We start from the raw sequence: 13,534 nt of genomic DNA, 5'->3' as shown, positions 1-13,534 counted from the left end.
CTGGTAATTGACGCGTGGCTCTTATAGAATGCGCCCCAAATTAACGACTTGTTGGTTATTATGAACTGGGTTGATTACGCGATTCTCGGTATAGTTGGTCTTTCCACCTTATTCGGACTAATGCGAGGCTTTGTAAAAGAAGCAATGTCATTGGTTGTTTGGATCAGCGCATTCTTCATTTCTAGTTTATTCTATCAATATCTAGCAACCTTCCTTACTTCCATTTCAGAACCCCTTTTAAGAAATGCGGCCGCAATTGCCATATTATTTTTTGCGACCATACTGTTGGGTGGGCTTGTTAATTATATTCTGTCAGAACTTGTGCAACGTACAGGCCTGTCAGGCACCGACCGTATCATAGGTATTGTGTTTGGTGCACTTCGAGGTGTGTTAGTCGTAAGCGCCTTACTGTTTTTTCTGGATGCGTTTACCGGTGCACCAGATGCACCTTGGTGGACAGCATCAACTTTGATCCCTGAATTTAGTTTTGTTATTGAGTGGTTTTTCTCGTACTTAGAAGACAACTCAAGCTTTTTAAATTCAGTCAACCGTTAATCGGAAACCGTTAATCGGCGAGGAAAAATTTAATGTGTGGTATCGTTGGTATAGTCGCAACATCTCCTGTTAATCAGGCTTTGTATGATGGCTTAACTGTTTTGCAACACCGCGGGCAAGATGCAGCAGGCATCATCACAATCGACAACAATACGTTTAGCTTAAGAAAAGCAAATGGTCTTGTTAAAGATGTGTTTCATACCCGCCATATGAAGCGCCTTCAAGGCAATATTGGTATCGGCCATGTGCGTTACCCAACTGCAGGCTCTTCAAGTTCTGCAGAAGCACAGCCATTTTATGTAAACTCTCCATTTGGTATTGCCTTAGCGCACAATGGTAACCTTACAAACGCAGAAGCGCTTAAAGAGTTATTATTTAGCCAAGCTCGCCGTCATGTAAACACCACTTCAGATTCTGAAATTCTTTTAAACATTCTAGCGCATCAACTTTGCAAATCAGGCAAGTTAAAGCTTGAAGCTGAAGATATGTTCAGTGCAATTTCAAATGTGAATGAGCTAGTTGTTGGTGGTTACGCAAGTATTGCGATGATCATCGGTCACGGTATTGTGGCTTTCCGTGATCCTAAAGGCATTCGTCCACTTGTATATGGTAAGCGTGAAACTGAAAGCGGTACTGAATACATGTTTGCTTCAGAAAGCGTAGCTCTTAAAGCCGATGGCTTCGAGTTTGTACGTGACGTAGCACCTGGTGAAGCGATTTACGTGACTGAAGATGGTCAACTATTCTCGCAAATGTGTGCTGTTAATACACAACACGCACCGTGTATTTTTGAGTTTGTATACTTCGCGCGTCCTGATTCTGTAATCGACAACATGTCAGTTTACGCAACACGTGTAAATATGGGTACTAAGTTAGGCGAAAAGATTGCACGTGAGTGGGCTGATAAAGACATTGATGTGGTTATTCCTATTCCTGAAACCTCGTGTGATGTAGCGCTAGAAATAGCAACGGTTTTAGACAAGCCTTACCGTCAAGGTTTCGTTAAAAACCGTTATATTGGCCGTACATTCATCATGCCAGGTCAAGAAATGCGTAAGAAATCTGTACGTCGTAAATTAAATGCGATTGACAGAGAATTCGAAGGGAAAAACGTATTACTTGTAGACGACTCAATTGTTCGTGGTACAACTTCAGCTCAAATCGTTGAGATGGCACGTGAAGCAGGCGCTAAAAACGTATACTTTGCTTCAGCTGCACCAGAAGTTCGTTTCCCGAATGTTTATGGTATCGACATGCCGTCCGCTGCTGAGCTAATTGCACACGGTCGTGAAGTAGATGACATTAACCAAAGCATTGGTGCTGATGGCTTAATCTACCAATCTATTGAAGATCTCATTGCTGCAGTTCGTCAAGAAAACCCAGATGTTACTGAATTCGAAACGTCAGTATTTGATGGTCAGTACATCACAGGTGATATCGACCAAGAATATCTAAATCGTATCGACGCGCTACGTAACGACTCTGCAAAGTCGACTCGAGAGCAAGCAATGTCAGCTTCACTTGAGTTACATAACCAAGAAGAGTCAGAAGGCGAGTAAATTAGTTAGCAATAACTAATAAATACACCTTAAATAAAAAGGAGCGATTATTCGCTCCTTTTAACTTTTGGATAAAAGCAAAAATTTAGGTGCTATTCAAAGCACCCTAACTAAAAGTAGGGCTAATTATGCCATTAGTCCATAAAATAGCTGTACCAGCCATAATAATTACTATTAAGACTAACCCGCAGGTCACAACAGAGCTAGCATAGATAAAGCCTCGCTCTTCGGGAATATGCATTAAAATAGGAACTCCGGTATAAAGTAAATAAACCGAATAAGCCAATGCTGCCATGCCTACAGTCACTACAAACCAAAGCTCAGGGAATACAGCTGATACTGCTGACATAAATACCGGTGTGGCCGTGTAAGCCGCGAGCTCTAAAGTTTGTGTATAAGTTGGTTTAGCCCCGAACGTGACAGCCATCCAATGTGCTAAATAGGCCAGTGCAAATACACCCATAATGAGTGCAAAATACATTGCGACACCAATAAGTAGCGCACTTTCATGTGTTAGAAAGGCAATATCTGACGTACCAATACGCCAGCCAATATGTACAGAAGAGATATAACCCATAATACTTGGGATCAGTGCGATAAGCGCGATATGAGACAAGCTGTATTGAATACTCTCATGACGATTATCTATGGTTTGCCACTCTTCGAGTGGGTGAGCGTACAAGCCCCATAAATGATTTAAAATCATAAGGCCTCCTTATCAGAATTTGGCAAAGGGTGTGTGTTTTTTATACATCTTTCATTGTTATTTATGCGTAAGAAGCATTTCTTTGTCAAGAAATGGTTAAACTTTCGTCTAATTGAAAAGTTTTAAATTCTTTGAACGCAATAATCTTCCTTTGATCCAATGCATTAGCCTGAGCCAGTTTTATGATACAATTCGCGGTAATTTTTATTAGAGCCACTTTGAGAGTCAGCCTTGGATAAGCTTTTAGAGCCAATAAATCAATTCTTACAATGCGAAACACCTATTAGTTGGATTGAAGCAGCAAAAGACCCTAAAAACCTACCTGTCATTTTAATTGACCACATGGTCTGTGAGCTAAAAGCAGCACAATCTGCCATGTATTTGATCCGTAAATACGCAGTAGATAAAGACAGTGGCACTGCGCTTCTAGAATGGCTGAAGCCGTATGAAGATTTTACCTATCGTAAAACAGGCAGTTGGCAAGACTTAGCTGATTGCAATAAGCTGAATAAATCTATGGTGCCTAAAGCACAGACCGCTTATGGCCAAGATTTAATTGATAAAATGGTCTTGCTTATCAAAGAAGAGTTACATCACTTTTATCAAGTATTAGAGATAATGCATGACTGCGGCGTTGAATACGAATATTGTGCATCAAGTCGCTACGCAAGTGGACTACTTAAACATGTTCGCACGTATGAGCCAGAAAAACTCATAGATAAACTGATCTGTGGCGCTTATATCGAAGCCCGCTCTTGTGAGCGATTTGCAAAACTAGCCCCACATGTAGACAAGAAACTCGGTGATTTTTATGAGTCTTTACTTCGTTCTGAAGCGCGTCATTATCAAGACTACCTGACGCTGGCAGAAGAAATTGCAGGGAAAGACATCTCTGAGCGCGTCGCATTTTTTGGTGAGGTTGAAGCTGAATTAATAGCCTCTCCAGATGAAGACTTTAAGTTCCATTCAGGTGCACCAATAATTTAATATTATTAGTCTAAATTAGTTTCAAAGCTATCCGCAATATAAAACAATAATAAGGAAAAAAGATGAAGAAGTTATTTGCTTTGATTTTTGTAACTTTACTAGGTGGTTGTGCAAGTTCTTATCACAATATAGATCTTGAAGGAGAAAGTGCTCTAGGAGGTGGTTTTAGGGATAAAAAAATAGCTGAAGGAATGTACAAAATTATGGCTAAGACAAATTTTGCTCCTTGGCTTAACTATTCTGCGGCACACAAGACGTTTAACCGTAGAGCCAAAGAGTTATGTGACGGAGATTATCAAATACTACGCACTACTGAATCCCAATCTGAGCATATGGAAACCGAGGGCTTAGCTAAATATATTATTTCTAAAGTCGATGGATATGTATTGTGTGAAAATACACTTACATCAAAAGAAGAAGCCAAAAGGCTGTTAAAGTTAGAATATTAATTCAGGTTGAATGGGATAAATTTAGTTGCTAAAAGCGATTATTTTACTGGGCGGACCAAATAATGCTCAAGGGGAGTTGTCTGAAATTGTCAAATCACGATGTAAGACAACTTTCGAATACCATTTAAATTATCCAGAGTTAAAGATCCTTTGTACTGGCGGGTTTGGTGCGCATTTTAATGTGACTGAACAGGCCCATGCAGACTACGTAAAGGCTTACTTAACAGCGTTGGGTGTCCCCGATACTCAATTTTTACCCATTTCCGAAAGCCGTTTTACGCTAGAAGATGCTTTGCTTGCAAAGCCTATCTTAAAAAGGCTGCGATTTCTGAAGTTGTACTGATCACTTCGAGTTTTCATATGAAAAGAGCAAAGTACATTTTCAACCGTCTTTGTCCTGAACTTTTGCTTGAATGTGTCGAAGCACCAACGCCTGTTTGTGATCATGAACTAGAAAAGTTATTAGCACATGAAGTAAAGGCGTTACAAAGAGAAGCTAAAAATATAGATACATTATTGGCTAGTGCTGATACCAATGCTCAATAACCTTGGTCATCTTGAGGATAAAGCCTAGGTCGCTCTATTCAGATTCTACATAGGGTAGTTATCAGTTAAAAGGGCTACCTTGGTGCAGAATTTGCTCATTTTCAGTCACAACTAAGTAAGAGCTTTGCGAATACCAATCACCGAGTACGGTTCTGGTTAAGGAATCTTCACCTTTTTCAATTGTGTGCACATTTGGTCTGTGTGTATGACCATGGATCATGTGTTTTACATGGTGTTTCGCAAACATGTCCAAAACTGCATCAGCAGTCACATCTAGAATATCTAATGGCTTGCCTTTTTGGCTCTCAATACTTTTTTGGCGCGCTTGTTTGGCGACTTTTCTTCTATAACTGAGTGGCATGGCTAGCATTAGTTTAGGCCACCACCAGCCTCGACTTTTTTTACGAAATTTTTGATAGGCAATGTCTTGTGTACACATTTCATCACCATGCAATATCACTGTAGGCGTACCGTATAAATCAATGACTTGTTGTTCAGGTAGTAATGTTATACCTGCTTGCTTTGCATATTTCTTCCCAAGTAAAAAATCTCGATTACCATGGGTAAAAAAGACTGAAATGCCTTTGTCTGACAAAGATTTCAACAGAGATGCAACTTCGTCGGTCAGTGTTGTATGACCGTCATCACCTATCCATACTTCAAAAAAATCTCCAAGAATATATAAAGAATCGACATCATCAGTCATATGTGTTTCAAGAAATAGCTTGAATGCATTGGTGATGTCAGGACGGTCTTCTGTTAAATGTAAGTCAGAGATAAAGTAGGTTTTGCGAGATGCCATTCAAAAAGCCTAAAAGAAAATGAATAGTGAGTGAGAAAAAGACAAGGCTAGGTGCATACCTAGCCTTAGTTGCTTAACACTCAGATTTAAGCAACAGTCACCTTCTCGATGATCACTTCTTCAAGTGGTACGTCTTGGTGGAAGCCTGTAGAACCTGTAGCAACAGATTTGATCTTGTTTACGATGTCCATGCCTTCTACAACTTCACCGAATACACAGTAACCCCAACCTTGCGAAGTTTCGCTAGAGAAGTTTAAGAAGTCATTGTCGTTCACGTTGATGAAGAACTGAGCTGTTGCTGAGTGAGGATCTGGTGTACGAGCCATAGCCAGCGTGCCAGTTTTGTTGCTCAGACCATTGTTCGCTTCATTTTGAATTGGTGCTTGAACAGACTTTTGTTCCATACCTTGAGCGAAACCACCACCTTGAACCATGAAACCGTCGATTACACGGTGGAAGATAGTGCCGTCATAAAAGCCTGATTTTGCATAGTTTAAAAAGTTTTCAACTGTTGCAGGCGCTTCTTCTGCAAAAAGGTTTACTTTGATTTCACCAAAGTTTGTTTGAAGTACAACCATTGTGGTTACCTATTCGATATGTTTTTATTAAAGGAATGTATTTTATAGCAGAATATAAATCGGTTAAAGCTTTGTGTTAATAGTGTATTTATCGGGAAATAGCTGCAATCGGGTATAGAGCAGGGCGTATTCAAGTGTTATGATTGCGGCTTATGTCTATTATTGGATTAGGAAACAGACTCAATGTTGCAGATATACAACACACTTACTCGTGAAAAAGCGCCGTTTAAACCTCTCGTCGAAGGCAAAGTCGACATGTATGTGTGTGGTATCACCATTTATGATTTCTGCCACGTGGGTCATGCGCGTACTTATGTTTCGTTTGATGTAATGAATCGCTACCTTCGCTATTTAGGGTTTGATGTGACATATGTACGTAACATCACCGATGTAGACGACAAAATTATTAAGCGTGCTACTGAAAACAACGAAGAGATCAACGATTTAACGGTTCGTATGACCAAAGCAATGCATGAAGATTTCGAAGCATTGAATATGTTGCCAGCTGATATTGAGCCAACGGTAACCGGCCATATGAATGAGATCATCGACATGATAGAACGTCTAGTTGAGAAAAAACACGCTTATGTTGCACAAAACGGTGACGTACTATTTGATGTATCAACATTCGAGCAATACGGCCAATTGTCTCAGCAAGATTTAGATATGCTGCAAGCCGGTGCGCGTGTTGAAGTCGCTGAAGGCAAAGATGATCCTCTAGATTTCGTACTTTGGAAGAAAGCCAAAGCGGGAGAACCTTCTTGGTCATCACCTTGGGGCGAAGGTCGTCCTGGCTGGCATATCGAATGTAGTGCAATGAGCCAAAAGCATTTAGGTGAGCACTTTGATATTCATGGTGGTGGTTCGGACTTACAGTTCCCGCACCATGAGAATGAAATTGCCCAGTCATGCTGTGCTAATGACGGTAACTACGTAAATACTTGGATCCACACGGGTATGGTACAAGTAAATAAAGAGAAGATGTCTAAATCATTAGGCAATTTCTTTACAGTGCGTGAAGTTTTAAAGCAATACGACCGCGAAACAGTACGTTACTTTTTAATTAACGGTCACTATCGTAGCCAGCTTAACTACTCGCAAGAAAATCTAGATCAAGCACGTTCTTCTCTTGAACGTATTTACACAGCGTTACGTGATGTTGAGTTAGTTGAAGTTGATTATAAGCAAACAGAATTTGCCAAGCGTTTTGAAACAGCGATGAACGACGACTTCAATACACCAGAAGCGCTGCCAGTCATCTTTGAATTAGCAAAAGAAGTGAACTTGCTAAAAGAAAAGGATGCAAAAGCGGCGGGCGAGCACGCGTTTATCCTTGTTAAGTTAGCTGAAGTTCTAGGTATTGCACAGCAACAGCCAGAGCAATTCTTACAAGGCGACCAAGATGACGACGAAGTCGCTAAGATTGAAGCGTTAATTGAGCAGCGTTTAACAGCGCGTGCGAATAAAGATTGGGCTGCTGCGGATGCAGCGCGTGATGCGTTAACTGCGATGGGCGTTGTACTTGAAGACAGTGCAGGTAAAACGACGTGGCGCAAAGCATAACCTAACGTTTTAAAGAATATAAAACCCAGCGAATATGCTGGGTTTTTTATTTCTTAAAGCTTGTTTTTAGCTATGTACTTTTATCGTTAAAGCTATATGTTTCTAAAGATGCTTATACTTGGTTCATTCTGACATTTAGATTTAATAGCTAAATCATCTATGTCTCTATTTAGCTGTTTCATATCTGTTTGGCACTCAATAATGGCTTCTCTTAGGATCATATAAATCGAGTTCACACCTCACACCTATACCTTCCCAAGCCTTGAGTTATCTGACTAGAATCAAAGTTTTAAGTTTCTCAACCTGTTAATAAAAGCTTTGTTGTGACAAAAATATGCGCAGTCCTATGATTATCCTTTTATTTGGCTTAGGGTTCAAAAAAGAAACACCTGCAAGGTATTTAATTTTTGAAACTACCTTGTTATCATGGTGTAAATTTTTCATAGATACCTATGACAATCTTCATAAACACCACTTTATTGTTTAGAGCTAAGGAAGTAGCTTTAATGGAAAGGATGTAATGAAAACGACCGAGCGACAAAAGAAGACTTTTAGCTTTAAGGTTGAAGCACAAAGATTCATAAGACAAATTCGAAGAGAGTTAGGGCTAAGCCAAGCTGAGCTTGCCAAAAAAATGATATCTGAGTGCGATCAATCAACCATCTCAAATTGGGAAAGCGGCAAAAATGAGATCCCATTAAGCAAATTTATCGACATACTGTTGATCAGTGGTCGTGATCCTGCCTCATACTTTGATATTTTTGGTAAGAAAAATGACAAAGAAAATAAGAATAATAAAGATGTTGAAGAGGTGAAAGAATGAGCGCTGCCTTATTTGATTATTTAATACCGATAACGTTTATTACTGGCTTGTTTGTATGTTGGAAAGATATTAATGCAAGGTTTACGATATCATGTTTTTTGATCCCAACAACAATTAGTACAATGACCTTAAGTTGGGCTATGTCGATGCCTGTAGGTTTTTATATTTGGTCGATTGTAACATCAGGTATTTTTCTGTGTTTTGTTTTTAGCAGGAGATATTTAGCTTATAAGTTTAAGCAGATACCGTTTTTTGAAGATGCATATAAACAACACACTTATTCAGTACAAGAAGCAGTTTTAATACTCATTTCTCTAGTTTGTATTTTTAATAATACGATAGCGTTAGTCGAAGTATGTCTGTATTTGAACTATTGGATCGATAATGCATATTACAAACTTTACGTAAGAGATAATTTACAAAGAATTATGATTATTATGTCTGCTGTTGTAGGTTTTTCGTATGCTATTAAGAAGGCTTATTATATTAGTCATCTTCAAAAAAGTTAAAATTTTGAATAGGCACAGTTTATTTTAAAGGTTTAATTCTTATGTTTTTAGATAAAAAGAGTTTAAAGAAAGTTGTAGGTGGAAGTCCTGCAAACGGCGGCACAAGTCCAGACCTTCCACCAAGGGAAGTTCAAGCTACACAACAGCAAAAAGTTGAATCAGCTTCAACTGATCCAACTAAACCAGTAGAACCAGCTAAGCCTTAGCTTAAGTCGTTCTAGAATCAAATACTAAAAAGCCGTTCAATTCGAACGGCTTTTATATTTCTAGCTTCTGACTCTTAGGTCTTCTCGAAACTAGCTAGTTTTCATTCTTTATCGTCACTACGCGTTGTGGGAATGGTATTTCAATATCTGCAGCTTTAATTTGCGCATAGATTTGTTGGTTAATGTCTAGCTTAGTATCAATAAGCTCAGTTGTAGGAGCCCAATAGCGATAACTTATTACAACAGCACTATCATCAAATCTTTCAATCCCAACTTTAGCGTGCGGCTCGTTGGCTACTTTTGCGTGGGAAGATAAAATTGATCTTATGACTGCAATGGCCTGATCACTGTCAGCACAATAAGCGATACCAATTTCACCCATTACTAATGAATTATTAAACGAGTTATGTAATACCTCACCAACAATATGTTTGTTAGGAATGGTGATCTCGACATTTTCTTCGTTGATTAAAATGGTGTGACCTAATTCAATCATTTTAACCTGACCCGACTCACCTTTAACTGAAATGGTATCGCCAACAACAAATGGGCGAGTTGCAATAATTGCTAGGCCAGAACCGTAGTTCGACAACATACCTTGCAGAGCCAAACCAGCACCGAGTGAAGCTGCACCAATTGCTGCAACAAATGGCGTTATACTGATCCCAAGTTTACCGAGTGCGATGACAACAAACATCACAATGAGTAAAACTTTAACCACATTGGCAATAAAATTTGTCAGTGCAATGTCTATGTTATGTTTAAGTAAAAGTCGCTCAACGGTTTTGGAGATTTTTTTAGATACCCATAAACCTATAATTAAAATCAGTATGGCCGCAACAACTTGCATACTGTAATTAACTAAGTAATCTTTAATGATGGTGTAATAGCGTTCAACTTGTTCTATTTCTTGTTGGATCACGATAAATACCTAATAAATTCAATAGCCAAATAATGATATAAGTATAGCGTACAGTATTGGTACCCAAAGCGCAGTGATTAATGCGCTAATTATCATAGATGCTGATGCAAACGCACCAGCTTGAGGGTGGTGCTCAATGGCTGTCGCAGTGCCGACACCATGACATACCACACCTAGCGCAATACCCTTTGCTCTTTGGTCTGACACTTTAAACAAGCTAAGTAGAGTTAGCCCAAATACAGCACCAAACATACCAATTAAAATCACCATAACAGCGGCTATTGCAGGTAAACCAGCTAAAAGATCAGTGATAATGAGCGTAATGGGCGTTGTGACAGAAAGTGCCATAAGTGAGTTATATAGTGCTTCAGGGGCCGAAAACAGATGACATAGCAAAAATGCAAGCCCAGTAGCACTGCTAACACCAATAAAGCTGCACACACATAATAAGCCAAAGCTTCGCTTGATATCATGAAATTGGGTGTACAAGGGGTAGGCTAAAGCGACAACTGCGATTTCTAAAAAGAGATGGATCGGCAAACTTGCAGAAGCAAAGTCTTCATAACTGACTCCAGTTAAAATTAACAACAATGAAAGTATTAAAATACTCACAAGAAGTGGGTTAAATAATGGGGAGTCAAATCTTGCATTAAGCTTTCGAGCCGCAAAAAATAAAACGATGATGAATAAACAGGTTATTGCAGAGGTAAACACTGAGAATAATAAAGCCTTATCCATTACTTCCTCTGCGTTTCGCAATATAAGAAACAAAAAATAGGCCAAATGAGGGAACCAAAATTAAAGTGCTCATTAGTAAGGGCCAGTGCATGGCAATTATATTGAGATGCTCAACAAGACCAACACCAGCAGGGATAAAAAACAATGCCATGTATTTCAAAACCGGCTGACTTGCAGGCGCAATCCACGCGGCTTTTATCACTCCGATACTCAGTAATAAAAACAGTAATAGCATAGCAATTAAAGCACTCGGAAAATTGATTTCAAAGAAATGCGTTGTGGCTTTGGCGATTATTAAACATGCAATCATCAACAACAGGCTTGTTAAAAATTGCATGACAGTAAAGAGTATCGGCTTAATTTTTATCATGATTTTATTTTATCAGCCTGTCATTTTGATGCGATGCGACTTATTTACCATTTCTTTCTTGGTTTGTAAGGTTTTGCATCCTCTTTTGTCGCATTATACATAGCGATACGGGTATTTTTATTTAGCAATAGTTTTATTTGTGACCAAGTTTCTTTGGCTAATAAACTTCTGCGATTGTATTGGAAACTTGCTTGGTTCACACGTTTAATCGCACTGATTGCATCAGGTGAGCGAATGGCTAATTGCTCAATAATGTCTTGGCTTCTCTGTTCAGGGTTTTGTGAAATTTCGGTGAGTAAACCCATCTCTTTAGCTTGCTGAGCAGAAATAGGGTTGCCAAGTGAGCTCAATAGCAGGGCATTATCATAATTGGTAAGTCCCATTAGCAATGGTGAGCTGCCCATATCAGGGCAGAGCCCCCAGCGGGATTCCATAATAGCAATTTGGCTTTGGTTATCAGCAATACGAATATCTGCACCGAGTGCAATATGAAAACCACCACCAAAACAATTACCTTTTAATAAGGCGATGACAGGGACTGGTATAGATTGCCATCCTAAAACCACTCTTTGTACTAGGTTCGCATTACCAGGTAACCACTTAAATAATAGCTTCAATATATTCAGTGGTTTAGCCATTACTGATTTGACATCTAACCCAGAACAAAAGTGCTCACCTTCAGCTTGTATAATCACAGCTCTGACATCTCGTTGTTTCTTTATTGCTTTAATGTGTTTGTCGAGTTGCACAAACATCTCAACACTTAAAGCGTTTTGCTTTTCAGGTCGATTAAGGGTGACATAAGCAATGTTGTTTACTATTTCAAGAGAAATCATAGAGGGCCTGTTTATTATAGTTGTAGAGCTAACACTCTAACTGGCTTTTTTTGCCATGTAAAATCATCAATTCGACTCAAGACCGTAGCCAAGTTATTGACGGTTTTGTATGATAACCCTACTATTTGTTAGCGAGTCAGTTCTATGTCAGCACGTCTTTGCAGTATTGAAGAAGCCACTCATCAAGCTTATGAAATTTTTCTTGAGTTAGCACCCCAAAACTTATCTGAATTAGACATAAATGAGTTTAATCAGCATCATGAAGAATATGGCTTTATAGAAGACAGTGAGCCAGACGATAGTTGGCAAGATTTTGTATCGCTAGAAAGTGACCTAGAAGATTTTGTACAAGTTTTAGTGGGTATTGAGTACGAAGATGATGACGAAGTACTAGCTAAAATACTTATCAGCCGCGACTTGGATGCGCCGTTTTGTCATGTGTTATGGAAGCAAGAAGCCGAAGAAAACACTCAATAAAAAAGCATGTTAAGAAGAAAAATAACAACGCCGGTACTAATAGCCGGAGCCAGTTTTATTGCTGTAAGCACACCTTGTTTTGCGGTAGACCCGTTTGAAGATTTTCGTGAATATGGAGAGCTTTCTGAAGAAGAAATCCATGAACTTCATAAAGGGGAATTCTTATACGGTGATACAGAGTTTGGTCTTATCATTAACAAGGGCAATGCTGAGAGTACGGCTTTCAAATTAAAAGGAAATTTATACCAAGATTTCACCCATTGGCGTAATCATTTCAAGTTTGATGGTTTATACCGTGAAGACACAGATGAAGAAACCGGTGAAGAAAACGTGTCAGCTGAGCGTTATTTTGTATCAATGCAGGGTAACTATAAAATTGGTCAAGACAATCAGTCACTGTTTTTATATGGCGATTATGAAGACGATGAATTTAGTGGTAAAGAATACACTGCAACTTTTGCACTAGGTTACGGTACTCGATTATTTGAAGGCCGAAAAAATACCATAGACCTGGATGTAGGCCCTGGTTTATCAGTCAGCCGCACCGATGATGAGGTGGATTTACTAGAAGGTGTAAGCCGCGTTCAGCAAGGCCAATTAATGCGATTTTCAGTGCAGTGGGAGCGTAAAATATCTGAGCGAACTCGCTTCAACCAAGATGTCAGTGTTGAGCGCTCTTTATCCGGACTGAATTCACGTGTTTTAAGCGAAACATCATTGGTAACGCAAGTTTTAGGTGGTATTGGCTTTAAAGTCGCCTACACATATCGTTATAACTCAAAACCAGAAGAAGATAAGCTGAAAGTTGATAGCGAGGTGAGCGCCACCTTGATTTATAGTTTTAGTGGCGGGTTACAAGATTTCACCCGTCCAACACCTGTTGTAATAGAAGATTAATCTAAAGAGAG

The 13,534-nt window shown here is 39.2% G+C and carries 18 protein-coding genes; 11 read left to right on the top strand and 7 right to left on the bottom strand.

From position 1 onward, the window contains the following. The first annotated feature begins 60 nt into the window (after positions 1 to 60). Positions 61 to 555: a CvpA family protein gene (locus CWB72_RS10715; protein WP_058030237.1), complete on the top strand. Its 495-nt coding sequence runs from the start codon at positions 61 to 63 to the stop codon at positions 553 to 555. Positions 556 to 587: 32 nt separating this feature from the next. Continuing rightward, positions 588 to 2,114, top strand: coding sequence for an amidophosphoribosyltransferase (gene purF / locus CWB72_RS10710; protein WP_130255740.1), 1,527 nt, complete (start codon positions 588 to 590; stop codon positions 2,112 to 2,114). A gap of 106 nt (positions 2,115 to 2,220) precedes the next feature. On the opposite strand, the gene CWB72_RS10705 is transcribed toward purF, so the two are convergent. After that, on the bottom strand, positions 2,221 to 2,820 hold the full coding sequence (locus tag CWB72_RS10705) for a Yip1 family protein (protein WP_138566075.1): 600 nt from the start codon (positions 2,818 to 2,820) through the stop codon (positions 2,221 to 2,223). Positions 2,821 to 3,051: 231 nt separating this feature from the next. Between CWB72_RS10705 and miaE the strand changes: the two genes are divergently transcribed. The 4 genes from miaE (at position 3,052) to CWB72_RS20860 (ending at position 4,802) form a co-directional block, all read left to right on the top strand. After that, entirely contained in the window at positions 3,052 to 3,807 is a 756-nt protein-coding gene (gene miaE / locus CWB72_RS10700; protein ID WP_138631259.1) for a tRNA isopentenyl-2-thiomethyl-A-37 hydroxylase MiaE, read from the top strand. A gap of 62 nt (positions 3,808 to 3,869) precedes the next feature. Then, positions 3,870 to 4,256 carry a hypothetical protein gene (locus tag CWB72_RS10695; protein ID WP_138566073.1) on the top strand — a complete coding sequence of 129 codons (387 nt, stop codon included), beginning with the start codon at positions 3,870 to 3,872 and terminating at the stop codon, positions 4,254 to 4,256. A gap of 25 nt (positions 4,257 to 4,281) precedes the next feature. Next, positions 4,282 to 4,599, top strand: coding sequence for a YdcF family protein (locus CWB72_RS20865; RefSeq protein WP_252371528.1), 318 nt, complete (start codon positions 4,282 to 4,284; stop codon positions 4,597 to 4,599). Positions 4,600 to 4,616: 17 nt separating this feature from the next. Further along, positions 4,617 to 4,802 (top strand): hypothetical protein, encoded by a 186-nt coding sequence (locus tag CWB72_RS20860; RefSeq protein ID WP_354384663.1) that lies wholly within the window; start codon positions 4,617 to 4,619, stop codon positions 4,800 to 4,802. A gap of 61 nt (positions 4,803 to 4,863) precedes the next feature. Here the strand turns inward: CWB72_RS20860 and CWB72_RS10685 are convergent, their stop codons facing one another. Both CWB72_RS10685 and CWB72_RS10680 read right to left on the bottom strand, forming a co-directional pair. Then, on the bottom strand, positions 4,864 to 5,604 hold the full coding sequence (locus tag CWB72_RS10685; RefSeq protein WP_138631257.1) for a UDP-2,3-diacylglucosamine diphosphatase: 741 nt from the start codon (positions 5,602 to 5,604) through the stop codon (positions 4,864 to 4,866). A gap of 86 nt (positions 5,605 to 5,690) precedes the next feature. Then, positions 5,691 to 6,182, bottom strand: a complete 492-nt coding sequence (locus CWB72_RS10680) for a peptidylprolyl isomerase (RefSeq protein WP_138631255.1) — start codon at positions 6,180 to 6,182, stop codon at positions 5,691 to 5,693. A gap of 183 nt (positions 6,183 to 6,365) precedes the next feature. Between CWB72_RS10680 and cysS the strand changes: the two genes are divergently transcribed. The 3 genes from cysS (at position 6,366) to CWB72_RS20565 (ending at position 9,283) form a co-directional block, all read left to right on the top strand. Next, positions 6,366 to 7,745 (top strand): cysteine--tRNA ligase, encoded by a 1,380-nt coding sequence (gene cysS, locus CWB72_RS10675; protein ID WP_138631253.1) that lies wholly within the window; start codon positions 6,366 to 6,368, stop codon positions 7,743 to 7,745. Between the two features lie 520 nt (positions 7,746 to 8,265). Next, positions 8,266 to 8,568, top strand: a complete 303-nt coding sequence (locus tag CWB72_RS10670; RefSeq protein ID WP_138631251.1) for a helix-turn-helix domain-containing protein — start codon at positions 8,266 to 8,268, stop codon at positions 8,566 to 8,568. A 550-nt stretch (positions 8,569 to 9,118) separates the two neighbouring features. Beyond that, positions 9,119 to 9,283 (top strand): hypothetical protein, encoded by a 165-nt coding sequence (locus tag CWB72_RS20565; protein ID WP_171037273.1) that lies wholly within the window; start codon positions 9,119 to 9,121, stop codon positions 9,281 to 9,283. A 94-nt stretch (positions 9,284 to 9,377) separates the two neighbouring features. On the opposite strand, the gene CWB72_RS10665 is transcribed toward CWB72_RS20565, so the two are convergent. From CWB72_RS10665 to CWB72_RS10650, 4 genes are read right to left on the bottom strand one after another with little or no spacing between them, the layout of a single operon-like run. Continuing rightward, complete coding sequence (locus CWB72_RS10665) at positions 9,378 to 10,205, bottom strand: mechanosensitive ion channel family protein (protein WP_138631249.1); 828 nt, start codon at positions 10,203 to 10,205, stop codon at positions 9,378 to 9,380. Between the two features lie 18 nt (positions 10,206 to 10,223). Continuing rightward, positions 10,224 to 10,943, bottom strand: a complete 720-nt coding sequence (locus CWB72_RS10660; RefSeq protein WP_138631247.1) for an LrgB family protein — start codon at positions 10,941 to 10,943, stop codon at positions 10,224 to 10,226. Beyond that, complete coding sequence (locus CWB72_RS10655) at positions 10,936 to 11,313, bottom strand: CidA/LrgA family protein (protein ID WP_138566064.1); 378 nt, start codon at positions 11,311 to 11,313, stop codon at positions 10,936 to 10,938. Before CWB72_RS10655 ends, CWB72_RS10660 begins: the two co-directional genes overlap by 8 nt. 44 nt (positions 11,314 to 11,357) lie before the next feature. After that, positions 11,358 to 12,149, bottom strand: a complete 792-nt coding sequence (locus CWB72_RS10650) for a crotonase/enoyl-CoA hydratase family protein (RefSeq protein ID WP_138631245.1) — start codon at positions 12,147 to 12,149, stop codon at positions 11,358 to 11,360. Between the two features lie 144 nt (positions 12,150 to 12,293). On the opposite strand from CWB72_RS10650, the gene CWB72_RS10645 reads away from it, so the two are divergent. Both CWB72_RS10645 and CWB72_RS10640 read left to right on the top strand, forming a co-directional pair. Continuing rightward, positions 12,294 to 12,626: a DUF440 family protein gene (locus CWB72_RS10645; RefSeq protein ID WP_130255432.1), complete on the top strand. Its 333-nt coding sequence runs from the start codon at positions 12,294 to 12,296 to the stop codon at positions 12,624 to 12,626. A 6-nt stretch (positions 12,627 to 12,632) separates the two neighbouring features. Continuing rightward, positions 12,633 to 13,523 (top strand): DUF481 domain-containing protein, encoded by an 891-nt coding sequence (locus CWB72_RS10640; protein WP_138631243.1) that lies wholly within the window; start codon positions 12,633 to 12,635, stop codon positions 13,521 to 13,523. Positions 13,524 to 13,534: the final 11 nt, after the last annotated feature.

The sequence above is a fragment of the Pseudoalteromonas phenolica genome (assembly GCF_005886345.1).
GTDB lineage: Bacteria > Pseudomonadota > Gammaproteobacteria > Enterobacterales > Alteromonadaceae > Pseudoalteromonas > Pseudoalteromonas phenolica_A.
Note: the sequence above shows the minus strand (reverse complement) of the source record. Positions and strands in the feature narration are given on the sequence as shown.

Excerpts from the sequence above, each read along its gene's own strand:
- CWB72_RS10715 (WP_058030237.1), top strand. The coding sequence starts at position 61 with ATGAACTGGGTTGATTACGCGATTCTCGGTATAGTTGGTCTTTCCACC.
- purF (WP_130255740.1), top strand. The coding sequence starts at position 588 with ATGTGTGGTATCGTTGGTATAGTCGCAACATCTCCTGTTAATCAGGCT.
- CWB72_RS10705 (WP_138566075.1), bottom strand. The coding sequence starts at position 2,820 with ATGATTTTAAATCATTTATGGGGCTTGTACGCTCACCCACTCGAAGAG.
- CWB72_RS10695 (WP_138566073.1), top strand. The coding sequence starts at position 3,870 with ATGAAGAAGTTATTTGCTTTGATTTTTGTAACTTTACTAGGTGGTTGT.
- CWB72_RS20860 (WP_354384663.1), top strand. The coding sequence starts at position 4,617 with ATGAAAAGAGCAAAGTACATTTTCAACCGTCTTTGTCCTGAACTTTTG.
- CWB72_RS10685 (WP_138631257.1), bottom strand. The coding sequence starts at position 5,604 with ATGGCATCTCGCAAAACCTACTTTATCTCTGACTTACATTTAACAGAA.
- CWB72_RS10680 (WP_138631255.1), bottom strand. The coding sequence starts at position 6,182 with ATGGTTGTACTTCAAACAAACTTTGGTGAAATCAAAGTAAACCTTTTT.
- cysS (WP_138631253.1), top strand. The coding sequence starts at position 6,366 with ATGTTGCAGATATACAACACACTTACTCGTGAAAAAGCGCCGTTTAAA.
- CWB72_RS10670 (WP_138631251.1), top strand. The coding sequence starts at position 8,266 with ATGAAAACGACCGAGCGACAAAAGAAGACTTTTAGCTTTAAGGTTGAA.
- CWB72_RS20565 (WP_171037273.1), top strand. The coding sequence starts at position 9,119 with ATGTTTTTAGATAAAAAGAGTTTAAAGAAAGTTGTAGGTGGAAGTCCT.
- CWB72_RS10660 (WP_138631247.1), bottom strand. The coding sequence starts at position 10,943 with ATGGATAAGGCTTTATTATTCTCAGTGTTTACCTCTGCAATAACCTGT.
- CWB72_RS10655 (WP_138566064.1), bottom strand. The coding sequence starts at position 11,313 with ATGATAAAAATTAAGCCGATACTCTTTACTGTCATGCAATTTTTAACA.
- CWB72_RS10650 (WP_138631245.1), bottom strand. The coding sequence starts at position 12,149 with ATGATTTCTCTTGAAATAGTAAACAACATTGCTTATGTCACCCTTAAT.
- CWB72_RS10645 (WP_130255432.1), top strand. The coding sequence starts at position 12,294 with ATGTCAGCACGTCTTTGCAGTATTGAAGAAGCCACTCATCAAGCTTAT.
- CWB72_RS10640 (WP_138631243.1), top strand. The coding sequence starts at position 12,633 with ATGTTAAGAAGAAAAATAACAACGCCGGTACTAATAGCCGGAGCCAGT.